This window comes from Ornithinibacillus liuyingii (genome assembly GCF_055550225.1).
The window spans coordinates 253,313-265,868 of record NZ_JBPWOS010000004.1; the positions used below are offsets into that span (position 1 = coordinate 253,313).

9 protein-coding genes and 3 pseudogenes are annotated in these 12,556 nt (G+C 38.8%); 8 read left to right on the forward strand and 4 right to left on the reverse strand.

Annotated elements, in window-relative coordinates:
- The first annotated feature begins 78 nt into the window (after nucleotides 1-78).
- The 5 genes and pseudogenes from ACSKT4_RS07350 to ACSKT4_RS07370 all read left to right on the forward strand — a co-directional run bounded on the left by ACSKT4_RS07350 (nucleotide 79) and on the right by ACSKT4_RS07370 (nucleotide 4,507).
- Nucleotides 79-921 (forward strand): hypothetical protein, encoded by an 843-nt coding sequence (locus ACSKT4_RS07350; protein WP_465823119.1) that lies wholly within the window; start codon nucleotides 79-81, stop codon nucleotides 919-921.
- A gap of 17 nt (nucleotides 922-938) precedes the next feature.
- Nucleotides 939-1,745, forward strand: a complete 807-nt coding sequence (locus ACSKT4_RS07355; RefSeq protein WP_186868892.1) for an aminoglycoside adenylyltransferase domain-containing protein — start codon at nucleotides 939-941, stop codon at nucleotides 1,743-1,745.
- Between the two features lie 5 nt (nucleotides 1,746-1,750).
- A complete protein-coding gene (locus tag ACSKT4_RS07360) occupies nucleotides 1,751-2,863 on the forward strand; it encodes a protein kinase family protein (protein ID WP_186868891.1) in 1,113 nt (370 codons plus the stop codon).
- Between the two features lie 345 nt (nucleotides 2,864-3,208).
- Nucleotides 3,209-4,039, forward strand: a pseudogene (locus ACSKT4_RS07365) (alpha/beta fold hydrolase); the annotation flags it as partial.
- Entirely contained in the window at nucleotides 4,031-4,507 is a 477-nt protein-coding gene (locus ACSKT4_RS07370) for a DUF4279 domain-containing protein (protein WP_255488084.1), read from the forward strand. The pseudogene ACSKT4_RS07365 and the gene ACSKT4_RS07370, both read left to right, overlap by 9 nt.
- A 155-nt stretch (nucleotides 4,508-4,662) precedes the next feature.
- On the opposite strand, the gene ACSKT4_RS07375 is transcribed toward ACSKT4_RS07370, so the two are convergent.
- The 4 genes from ACSKT4_RS07375 to mreBH form a co-directional block, all read right to left on the reverse strand.
- Nucleotides 4,663-6,108 carry an NAD-dependent succinate-semialdehyde dehydrogenase gene (locus ACSKT4_RS07375; protein ID WP_281413786.1) on the reverse strand — a complete coding sequence of 482 codons (1,446 nt, stop codon included), beginning with the start codon at nucleotides 6,106-6,108 and terminating at the stop codon, nucleotides 4,663-4,665.
- A gap of 356 nt (nucleotides 6,109-6,464) precedes the next feature.
- Complete coding sequence (locus ACSKT4_RS07380; protein ID WP_186868889.1) at nucleotides 6,465-7,667, reverse strand: acyl-CoA dehydrogenase family protein; 1,203 nt, start codon at nucleotides 7,665-7,667, stop codon at nucleotides 6,465-6,467.
- A 6-nt stretch (nucleotides 7,668-7,673) separates the two neighbouring features.
- Entirely contained in the window at nucleotides 7,674-8,834 is a 1,161-nt protein-coding gene (locus ACSKT4_RS07385; protein WP_186868888.1) for a CaiB/BaiF CoA transferase family protein, read from the reverse strand.
- Between the two features lie 741 nt (nucleotides 8,835-9,575).
- Nucleotides 9,576-10,583 (reverse strand): rod-share determining protein MreBH, encoded by a 1,008-nt coding sequence (gene mreBH / locus ACSKT4_RS07390; RefSeq protein WP_186868887.1) that lies wholly within the window; start codon nucleotides 10,581-10,583, stop codon nucleotides 9,576-9,578.
- 736 nt (nucleotides 10,584-11,319) lie between these two features.
- Between mreBH and ACSKT4_RS07395 the strand changes: the two are divergent.
- From ACSKT4_RS07395 to ACSKT4_RS07405, 3 genes and pseudogenes are all read left to right on the forward strand, one after another.
- Nucleotides 11,320-11,682, forward strand: a pseudogene (locus ACSKT4_RS07395) (CAP domain-containing protein); the annotation flags it as partial.
- Between the two features lie 21 nt (nucleotides 11,683-11,703).
- Nucleotides 11,704-12,081, forward strand: a pseudogene (locus ACSKT4_RS07400) (CAP domain-containing protein); the annotation flags it as partial.
- 97 nt (nucleotides 12,082-12,178) lie between these two features.
- Nucleotides 12,179-12,430, forward strand: coding sequence for a hypothetical protein (locus ACSKT4_RS07405; RefSeq protein ID WP_186868886.1), 252 nt, complete (start codon nucleotides 12,179-12,181; stop codon nucleotides 12,428-12,430).
- The last annotated feature ends 126 nt before the right edge of the window (nucleotides 12,431-12,556 follow it).

Consider the following 12,556-nt stretch of genomic DNA (forward strand, 5'->3'; position numbering starts at 1 on the left):
AAATGTGTAGGGCGTTTGATAGAATTGAAGTAATCCTAATATAAAAATGTTGAAAACAATGGGAGGGGGGAGTTAACAATGAGAATCGTGGATACGTTTGACACATTTCCTTCTAATCCTTCAATAGAGAATCTACGAGCATACTACGATACGTATCATGAAATTTTTAACGCATACTTTCCAATTCATTGCAAAAACAAGGATGAGCGATTACATCAAGCTATAGTGAAGTATCGCACGGACTGGGATTCTATTACTTTAGTCCACGAACGTATTGCTAGTCTTATTGAAACTACGGTAGAAAAATATAAGAAAGTATATCAGCTCCAATTTCCAATTAGTGTAAATCTTATCATTGGTGCATATGGTTCTAATGCATACACCCATCGACAGATTATACCTGATATAACGTTTGCTATGGAGAGACTCACATATGAAGAAGAGCCTCTTCAAGTCATTATTGCACACGAGTTTGGACATGCTGCTCATAATATTTTCTCGAATAACCAAGAAATAGATTGGAAATTTGTCAATTGGAATCATCCGTATACTTGGTTATTACAAGAAGGAGCAGCAACACATTTTTCTAAGCAGATTGTTCCGGGCCTCGATGAGTCAATATATTTTTCCTATAAAAATGGTGAAGATGATTGGCTTGAATTTGCTAAAGAGAATAAACAAGAGATAATTCAAACCTTTATAAGAGACATGCATAGTGGAACAGCTAGTAATGAGATTTTTAAGGAATGGTTTTCCATTAATGGTGGTAATCATTTTGGTTTCAATCGACTCGGTTATTATATCGCAGATTGTATGTTTCAAGACTATATTCTGGAAAAAGGTGAATTACTTACATTGTTACTTTGGAAAAAGGAATTTTTTATTGAGATAGTGGAGGCCTGGTTGTCTAATTACAAATAAAGATCGGGGAAGCGGTTATGTCTTATTCATGGAAAACATGTCCGGCTAAGGTCAAGGACTTTGTCGATAAGTTGCAATTAAGAATCAATGAACGGATTGGAGAGAATGTTGTAGGTAGCTATCTTCATGGGTCTCTAGCAATGGGTGGGTTTAATCCGAGTCAGAGTGATATTGATCTACTTTTTGTTACGAAGGACTCTCTAGCTATAGAAGAAAAGCGAGATTTAGCACGAATATTATTAGATTTATCTAATTCTCCTTATCCAGTGGAACTAAGTATTCTACATGCCGAGTCATTAAGAAGCTGGAAACATCCTTGTCCATTTGAATTTCACTATAGTGAGTTCTGGCGAGGGCGTTATCAAGAGGATTTGCATAAGCATACGTTTCATTATTTGAATGAAGAGATGAAAGTAGATCCAGACTTGGCTGCACATATTACCATACTCCATCATCGTGGAATTTGTTTAAGAGGGTGGCCAATTGATAATGTATTCCCACCTGTACCAAAGTCTGACTATATTGCCTCGATCATGGGAGATTTTGAAGATTGTTTAACGAATATAGAAGACAATCCAATATATTGTACTTTGAACTTGCTAAGAGTGTACTGGTATTGGAAAGATGGAATCATCTCGTCAAAGCTAGAAGCAGGTCAATGGGCCATATCCCATTTGCCAAGGAAATTACAGGATACCATACATAAAGTAGTAGCGTGTTATACGGGTGAAAAGAAGTTAGATAGGCTCACTAATGAAGAACTTTTCCTTCTATGCGATTTTATAAAAGTTGAAGTAGAAAATATGAGAGAAGGTAAGGGGTAAAAAATATGAACTCCACACAAACTATGAGGTTGCAGGTCGACATAGGGGTACTACATCAATGTGTTGAAAAGGAATTAAGTAAAGCGGATTTAATTATTTCAAATTGGAGAATTAGTCCATTTTCTATTGAAAAGAAAAACTTTACGACGGCTGGACTATATCAAGTTCGGGGAAATGCTAAAAGTGGAGAAATTGATTATCCTTGGTCACTGTTTTTAAAAATCATTCAGCCAGAATCAGAGGAAAAGAATGATCAAGCGCACTTTAATTATTGGAAGAGAGAAGCATTGGTATATCAATCAGGAGTCTTAAACCATCTTCCACCTCTTATCCAAACACCCAAATGTTATGTAGTAGAAGAAAAATCAGATTCAGAGATTTGGCTTTGGATGGAAGAAGTGAAAGAGAGTAATCTTGCTTCCTGGTCTTTGGAGAAACTTTCCCTTATTGCCCATAAAATTGGATTATTCCATGGGGGGTACGCCACTGGGGAAATTCCCTTACCAAAAGAAGAATGGGTCTGCCAAGAATGGTTAGCGTCATGGGTAGCTGGCTGTGATCAATATGCACCAGACGCAAGTAGTTATTATCCAATAGTAAAAGGACGTTATGAATCAATTGATAAAAATTGGAATTCTTACCTATCGTTTAGACAACACCAGAATCATTATTTTCACATATTAAAGACTCTTCCAAGAGTAGTTTCTCATCATGATTTAAGTAAGCAAAATATGTATATGAATAGAGAATTAACCGTAATTGATTGGCAGTATTTTAGTGTTTCTGGGCTAGGTGAGGATCTAGGGAAAATGTTTGGAGTTGCTATAAGCAATGATGATATATCAATCCATGAGGCTTGGTATTATCAAGAGCGGTTATTTGATGAATATTTAGAAGGGCTAAGGCTGATGGGGTGGAAGGGGAATCCTTTATTACCGAAACTTGGATTCTATCTCTCTGTCGCCTTCCGCAGTGCTTGGGAAATGCCTAAATTAATGAAACTTCTTGCGAATAGCACTATAAATGAATTGGATAAGGTGATAGAAAAATATATGACGATAGTAGAAGTACAGATGAGATTAGCGGAAGAAGCGGATAGAATAATAGCGGAATTATAGTGGTGTCAACAATGGGATGTATAAGAATCACCATTGATTGTGGTTAGAGCTTTTGTGAGCTTTAGTGGTTGCAGAAAAAAGAGAGTTGTATGAAGAGACAGGATTACTTGCAACAGAACTGGACATCTTCAAGGTATATTTTAGGAAGGAAATTTACTTTAAATATTCGCAGAGTGACAAGATCTATAATGTTGTAGTCTCTCTTATATATGTATGAATATCAAGGTGAACGAAAGAGGGGCGTGAGTGAAGTGTTAAAGTGTTTGAGCTTTGAAGAACTTCTGAAAAGTATGTCCAGCTAATTACCAGTAATAAGAGACGTTATAAACAAAAGGGGGAATTTGTATGTGGATCAAAAGCTTAATAGAAACAGAAAGAGGAGTATTTGAGGTGTTTGAGAAGGGGGTAGGGGAGCCTTTAGCAGTAACACATCACTATAGTGCTTATAATGAAAAAGGTAATAGATTTGCTAATTTCTTTACCGAGCATCATCATGTGTACCTGATTAACTTAAAAGGAGCGGGAAACTCAGCTCCGGCTAAAGATGTCAGTGAGTATAGTATGGATGCAGCTGTTCTTGATTTAGAGGCTATTAGAGAAGCTTTAGGCATTAAGCAATGGGGATTTGCTGGTCATTCTGCTGGTGGCATGCTTGCATTAAAATATGCCATTATTAGCCCTCACTCATTAACAAAGATAATTGCAGGTGGTGCAGCCGCAAGTAAGGAATATGGCGAGGATCCAGATTCAATTTATTGTAGTAAAAATCCTTATTTCAATAGAATAGTAGAAATAATGAACTTGTTGGAAAATCCAAATACTCCTATTGAAATGAGAAGAAAATTGGGCTATGAATGGGCGTTAATGTCTTATCATTCCGAAGCAAAGCTTCAAGAATCAATGAAAAAGCCGAACAGTGGAAAAACTGTGGGACCGAGGCTAGATTATTTTAGAAAAGTAGAATATCCCACCTATGATATTAGGGAAGAATTAAAAAGCATCACAATTCCAAGTTACATTTATGCAGGAAGATATGATGCCCAGTGCCCTTTAAGATTTGGCGTGGAAATTGCAGAGCTTATTCCGAATGCTTCTCTTACCATTTTTGAGGAAAGTAATCATAATCCTTTCTCTGAGGAAGAGGAGAAATTCGCGGAGTTTGTAAGGATGACAATAGCGCAATTTGGAGGAGAACTATTGGAAAAAGAAAGAACTTCGATTGAAGTATACTTATCACTTAATGGGGGATTAGATAATGATTTCTCCTTAGCATATATAACAGAAAGACTTGGAATCATTCCAACTGAAACAGAGAAAAGGGGAGAATTTCATCCACCAAATAGAATAAGGCAATATCGGTTTACCAAATGGAAATATAGTACAGGACGAATTGAAACCCTAGACTTTGAGGGGCTAGTAAATGAAATAGTTCACACATTTCAGGATAAAGTTACTATCATCAATGAACTTAAAGAAGAATTAGGTGTTGAACCATATATTGGCATGGTTCCCTATATCTATGATGGAATGTCTCCAGGGTATTCACTTACTGTTGAGCAAATGCAATTTATGGTTGACATTGGAGTAGGAATGGATTTAGATCAATATGTTAATCCATTTACTGAAGAAGAGAGTAATGATTAATACAGAGCTCGTAACAGAGGGTTTTGTAATTTTCATCCGTTAATAGAGTGAAGAGGAAATCATAGTTTAAGAGGATCAGCATATCGGGAAAGCGAAGATAAGTTGGTAGACAACAAAAATCGGCTACAGTAGTTGACTATAGCCGATTTTTTAAGTTAATCAATCGCAATCGAGATTAATTTTTCTTCTAAAAATTCACTCATACCATGATGGCCGCCTTCTTTACCGTTACCAGATTGCTTGATTCCACCAAATGGTGCTTCAGGAACAGAAGGGAAGACATCGTTCACACCGATCATGCCATATTCAAGTTTTTCAGCAACGCGCAATGTTCGACTAGTATTCTCGGTGAAAATATAAGCAGCTAAACCATAGTCTGTATTATTTGCCTTTTGGATAACCTCTGCTTCATCCGTAAAGGTTTGAATAGGGAAGAGAGGACCAAAAGTTTCTTCACGCATGACCTTCATGTCGTCGGTTGCGTTTTTAACAATGGTTGGTGGGCAGAAATAACCTTTTAGCTGTCCATCCCATTTATTGCCTCCTGCAACAATTTCAGCACCTTTCTCTAGCGCATCATGTAGATGACTTTCGACCTTTTCTCGTGCTTGTTCGCTAATTAATGGACCTAGGTCCACCCCCTCATCCAAACCATTTCCAACCTTCATTTTTTCAAGCTTTTCTTTTAATAAAGCAGTAAATTCGTCAGCAATGGACTCGTGAACATATAAACGATTCGCACAAATACAAGTTTGCCCATTATTACGGAATTTACTTGCTAATGATAGTGTAGTAGCTTTATCCAAATCCGCATCCTCAAACGCAATAATTGGTGCGTGTCCCCCAAGCTCTAGCGACACTTTTTTCACTTGATCTGCAGCTTCACGCATTAAGTATTTTCCGACCGCAGTAGAACCAGTAAACGTTATGAGTTTAACCTCTTTATTAGTAAGCATTTCTTTTCCAATTGCTTGAGCATCACCAGTAACTAGATTGACGACCCCAGCTGGCATTCCTGCTTCTTCAAAAATCTTTACAATTTCAATAGCAGACAGTGGTGTTTCAGGTGAGGGCTTTAACACAACTGTACATCCTGCAGCTAGTGCTGGACCTAATTTCCGAGTAATCATGGAAGATGGGAAGTTCCAAGGTGTAATCGCTCCAACAACACCAATTGGCTTAGGTACTACTAGCATACGCTTCGTTTTAACCGATGAAGGAATCCATTCCCCGTAACCACGAGACGCCTCTTCAGCATACCAAAGTAAAAATCCTGCAGCACCTTTTACTTCTCCAATTGCTTCAGCCAATGGTTTACCTTGCTCTTTCGTTAAAATTTCACCAAGTCGCTTAGCCTCTTTTCGCATCAGTTCAGCAGCTTTGTACAAAACACGAGAGCGCTGTCTACCCGTCATTTCACTCCAAACTGGAAATGCATTAGCAGCAGCCTCAATTGCTTCCTTTGTTTCTTCCATACCGCCATAAGCTACCTCTGTAATTGGTTCTAATGTTGCTGGGTTGTAAACGGTATGTGTCTTGGATGAATCAATTTCACGCCACTCACCATTAATGTAAATACTTTTGGTTAATGTTGAAATCATGTTTTTCCTCCCCATTTTAAATTTTTTTAATTCGCGACACCAATAGGCAAATGTAGCCCAGTTCAAATCTATTATAACATGGCAGGGTGTGAGAACACCCAGTTCGGGGTACCTGTAGGTTGATCAATGTCATAAGTATACTGGTAATGGTCAGATGTAAGTTTCTCAAGGTCGCAAGTGAACAGGAAATGGTCGCAAGCACGCCCCCACAAGGTCACATAAACCGCAAAATAAGGCGCATCTCCCACCAACAAGGGCTTAAAAGCTCATTGCTTTGCTTTAAGAAGCATTTAACTAACAATAAGCACAGCGCACCTACAATTATGCAGTAATTAGTAGGTGCGCACTTGTACGCTTTACACTAGTTCTTTATCTGGGTTCCAGGCAGGGAGCATTTTATTTAATGGTTTATCTTTACGATATCCAAGCACATACTCAGCTTGCATAACGGTATGAATTTCACGAGTTCCTTCATATATAACTGGAGCTTTAGAGTTTCGTAGGTAGCGTTCAACTGGATATTCATCAGAATATCCATATGCACCGTGAATCTGCATGGCATCATCGGCGGCACGGTTTGCAAAATCACAAGCTTGCCATTTTGCCAGAGATGTTTCTCTTGTATTACGTTTCCCTTCATTTTTAAGCTCTCCAGCACGATATACTAGTAATCGGCTCATTTGAAGTCCTGCTTCCATTTTGGCAATCATTTGTTGTACTAATTGATGACGGCCAATCGGCTTGCCAAATGTTTCCCGATCATGGCAATATTTCACACTTGCTTCAAGACACGCCATTATTTGTCCAACAGCACCAGCGGCAACCGTGAAGCGCCCATTATCTAATGCAGACATGGCAATTTTGAATCCTTCACCTTCTTCACCAAGTAAATTCTCAGCAGGAACCTTTACATTATCGAAGAAAAGTTCTCCCGTATTACCAGAGCGGATACCATGTTTTCCTTTGATTGCTTTTGAAGAAAAGCCATCCCATGTTCTTTCCACGATAAAGGCAGAAATTCCGTGGTGTTTCTTCGATTTATCGGTATAGGCAAATACTAGGAAATGGTCAGCAACATCACATAAGGAAATCCAAGTTTTTTGTCCATTTAAAATATAGTAATCGCCCTCCTTAACAGCAGTAGACTGCAGGGAAGCAACGTCAGAGCCTGCACCTGGCTCAGTTAAACCGAAAGCGCCGATTTTTCCCCCCTTAGCCTGCGGTGTAAGATACTTTTGCTTTTGTTCTTCTGTACCCCATTGTAATAACGTCATAGAGTTTAATCCGGTATGAACAGATACTGCCGTACGGAATGCAGTGTCTCCGCGTTCTAATTCCTCACATACAATAGCAAGGGCATTATAATCCATTCCACTTCCACCATATTCTTCCGGTATACAAACCCCCATTAGACCAAGTTCAGCTAAACGATTATATATATTTTGATCAAACTGTCCTTCGCGATCCCAATCCGCAATATAGGGCATAATCTCCTTGTCTACGAAACTTCTAACCGTTTCACGCAACATATTTTGCTCTTCAGTAAAATTAAAATTCATCCTTGATCACTCCTGATTCAGATTAGTTTTGATAGATTGTAAAATTTCCTCGTTATGCTCACCAGCATTTGGAGGATGATATCTTAATGTAACGGGTGTCCGAGAGAGCTTTAATGGACTGCCAATCATTTTAATGATGCCAGCAGTTGGATGCTCGGTTTCTAAGAACATATCGCGGGCAGATAGCTGTGGATCTTCGGCAACTTCTTGCAAGTTTTGGATAGGTCCACACGGAACATTGTTTTCATGACACAGATCCAACCAATAGCTAGTCGGTTTTGTAACTAGAATTTCCTGGATTAATGGGATTAATATGTCTCGATTTGCAACCCGTGCAGGATTGGTACGAAAGCGGTCATCTTCACTATATTGTTTTTTTCCTAAAATAGTACAAAATGTTTTAAACTGATTGTCATTTCCAATCGCTATGACCATTTCACCATCCATTGTATTGAAGGTTTGGTAAGGGACGATGTTAGCATGATGATTACCGAGTCTAGAAGGAATTTTTCCAGACATTAAGTAGTTACTGCCGATATTAATTAAGGCACTTACTGCCGAATCATAAAGAGAGAGATCTAGCTTTTGACCTTTTCCAGATTGATTTCGTTCGATAATCGCTGCCTGGATCCCAATCGCTGCGTACAAGCCTGTTAAAATATCGGCTATGGCCACTCCCACCTTTTGTGGACCAGATGCTTCATCACCTGTTATACTCATCAATCCACTCATGCCCTGAATGATAAAGTCATAGCCTGGTAAGTCTTTATAGGGACCAGTTTCACCGAATCCAGTAATAGAACAGTAGATTAACCTTGGATTAATATTGGCTAGGTTATCATAATCAATCCCGAATCGCTCCATCGTACCGGTCTTGAAATTATGAATTACAACATCAGACTCTTTAACTAACTCTTTAATAGTTTGAATGCCTTCATCAGTTTTGAGGTTTACCGTGATGCTTTTCTTGTTCCGATTGGCACAAAGGTAATAGGCACTCACATCATTTTGAAAAGGAGGACCCCATTTCCGTGTTTCATCACTTCCACCAGGTGCCTCCACTTTAAGAACCTCAGCACCTAAATCACCTAGTATCATCGTACAATATGGCCCAGCAAGAACTCGTGTTAAATCAAGAACTCGTATATGCTCTAAAGCTCCTGACACGGCTACACTCCTTTCTTCATACTCATTTTGTTTTTCTATAGGTGAGATTAACTTGCGAAAAATATAATAAAAAAAGCCAATTCAAAATGAACACAGCTGGTGCTGTAACTCAAGTTGAACTGGCTTATCGCCTGTTGGAACAGATCAGGTCGCGAACTGTGAACAAGCTAGGCAGTATGGTAAAGTGTATTAATCTGTTAAAAAAGGTCATGCGGGTTAACGGTGTAAGCGCTTTAACATGACTCTTTTCTTTAGTTTAATTTATTCTAATATATTTGTAAACAGGTAATCGTTAATTTTTTGTTTGTTAATTTGAGGGCTGTAGATTTTAGGGGGAGGAGGAATGATAGGGCAGCAGATCTAATAATAAGGAGATGCGCCCAATTTAAGTTAAGATGGTCCCAATCAACGAGGAGATGCGCCCAATCCAAGTCAAGATAGACCCATTCCACACAGGGAGATGCGTCCAAACCAAGCCAAGATAGACCCATTCCACAGGGAGATGCGCCCAACCCAAGCCAAGATAGACCCATTCAACTGGAAGATGCGCCCGACCCAAGTTAAGATAGCCCCATCCAACCGGAAGATGCGCCCAAACTAAGTCAAGTTAGTCCCATTCAACTGGAAGATGCGCCCATCCCAAGCCAAGCTAATCCCATCCACTCAAAAGCTACGCCCAAACGCATCAGCACACACTACCAAACTCCAAAATAAAACACGGGAGCATGTGCCCCCGCTTTATTACTTCGTAGCTTTTTCAAGCTTAGAAATCATTTTGATTGCTTTTCCGGTACCGATAGCTACGGATTCTAGTGGGTTTGGTGCAAGATGAACAGGTACAGATAACTCATGTGCTAGCCATTCTTGCATGCCTTTTAGCAACGATCCTCCACCAGTAATGACAATTCCGTGATCTACGATGTCACCACTTAATTCTGGCGGACAGTTTTCTAAAGTTACCCTGATAGCTTGTAAAATTTGCTCTAGAGATTCGCTAATTGCTTCATAAACTTCTTTAGATGAAATAGAAATTGTTTTTGGTAGCCCGGTTACCATATCACGACCACGAACATCTATAAGTTCTTCTTTATGATTTTCGTGAGCGTAACCGATTTCCATTTTCACATTTTCAGCGGTACGTTCACCGATTAGAATATTGTATTTCTTGCGGATGTATTGGATAATCTCTTCATCCATTTTATCTCCACCAACACGAACAGAGCTAGAGGATACAACTCCACCAAGGGAGATGATTCCGATTTCAGCAGTACCACCACCGATATCTACGATTACGTTTGCAATTGGTTCATCAACTGGTAAGTCTGATCCAATAGCAGCAGCTACAGGCTCTTCAATTAAATGAACTTGCTTCGCACCATAGCTAGTTACCGCATTATGAATAGCTCTTCTTTCCACAGTTGTACTACCAGAAGGTGTACATACCACCACGTTTGGTTTTCGCATAGACATGCCTAATTTTTTGCTTACTTTCTTTAAGAAAGCCTTTAACATTTGAGCCGTAATATCGTAGTCAGCAATAACGCCGTCTTTTAGTGGGCGAATAGGTACGATATTTCTTGGTGTTTTACCGATCATTTCTTTTGCTTCCGTACCAACAGCTACGACTTGCTTTGTATTTATATCAATTGCCACAACTGATGGCTCGTTTAAGATAATGCCTTTATTTTTAGCATAGATAAGTATATTAGCAGTACCTAAATCAATTCCGATTTCTGCATTAGAAAACATAATTAGTTCCTCCATTGATGACGATTAGTCTTACTATATAATATAATCTTCTACTTCGACAAATAAATTATGGGTGTTAATAGACATATTTTTAGTATTTGCAAACTCTCTTACATTATCAGGAATAATTGGTTCGATATCCATTACCACAATATATTAGTGCCACTATATAAAAATAAGACAAAATAGGAGTAAATACAAGTTTCATTTCCTTTACATTTTTTGTCGAATGTAATAAAACTGGAAATTTCAAGAACGACAGGATGTGAGATAATAAACTCAGAACGTGTCGAAACGGGAAATGATAATGAAAAGGGGAGCTAATATGAAAGGGAAAACAGTACATATAGGGTTACTCGTCCTGACATGTATATTATTTATCATGCCAAAATTAGTCGATGCTGAAAATAAAGAACTGTACCGCTATTACTTCAAGGAGGGCACCTTCTATAAGCATACGGCTTCCTCATTAAATGAATATTTCCAACTAAATAGAGGCGGGCAAGGAAAAGGAATAGCAAATATAGACTGGAAAGGATTGAATAACCTAACGCTTGCATGGAGAGCGGGGAAGGAAGAGGTAAAGCATACGAAAATAAAGCAAGATGTACAGCAAGAGGAGCAACAAGCAGCACCGCCTAAACAAAACTCTACGGCAAAGGAAACATTAAACCCGACAGAGAAACAGACAGAAGAACGAACTGTTCAAACTACAGAGATAATTCAAAGGGAGTTTGAGCAGGAGGTTATTCGACTGACCAATATGGAGCGAGAAAAAGCCGGGCTAGCCCCTCTGCAGCTAGATAATCAGTTGGCGGAGGTAGCACGAAGAAAATCAGTGGATATGGCAACAGAAAATTATTTTTCTCATGAGAGTCCAACCTATGGTTCCCCATTTGATATGATCGATAGTTTTGGAATAACGTATTATTCAGCAGGAGAAAATATCGCGAAGGGGCAAACCTCACCACAAGAAGTTGTCCAGGCCTGGATGGATAGTAAAGGGCATCGGCAAAATATTCTTCACCCTGATTTTACTCACATAGGAGTGGGCTTTACGCAACAGGGCTATCATTGGACACAGCAATTCATAAAAAAATTAGATCCATCAGTTAACGAGTCTACCTATGAACAACAAGTCGTGGACCTAACCAATCAAGAAAGAAAAAAGCACGGTCTAGCACCGTTATCAGTAGATAGCAAGCTGGGGGAGGTTGCCAGAGCTAAGTCGAAGGATATGGCGGAAAAGGATTACTTTGAACATACAAGTCCTACATATGGTTCCCCATTTGATATGATGGATCAATATGACGTATCGTATCAAATAGCAGGTGAGAACATTGCTAGAGGTCAATTTACCCCCGAAGAAGTCGTAGAAGCGTGGATGAATAGTGAAGGGCATCGGGAGAATATTTTAAATCCCGATTTCACCCATATCGGCGTTGGGTTTGTAAAAGAAGGTATCCTTTGGACGCAGCAGTTTATCAAGAGAAAATAAGCGGACAGTTTAAAACTAACTGTTCGTTTTCTTGTCATTATATTCTGAATATTATATTAACATGAAGGGAGTAAGTATAAGAAAGAGAGGTCAATCGATGAAAAAGAACATTGCTATTGTTATTTTAGCCATACTTAGTTTGGTATTGGTTCAGTTTACTGGTCAATTGTATCAAGATACGAGAGCGTATAAAAGTGAAATCGCTTCTTTTTACGAAAGACAGGTAAAAGATACTCGCAGGCTAGTTAACAGAATTAGTAGCACTAATATAGAAGAAGCTACTAAAACAGAAGACGGAAAAAAGCTACTAGATAATTACCGTGAACAAATTACCGTGAACAAATACTAAATAGTTCATTTCGATTTATGAACCTGCAAAATGAATTACACACAATTGGATATATGCTCTATGACATAGGACAATTATTACAAAAAGCGGCGGGTATTCAGTATCAGTTAAGGAGGTAGAAGAATT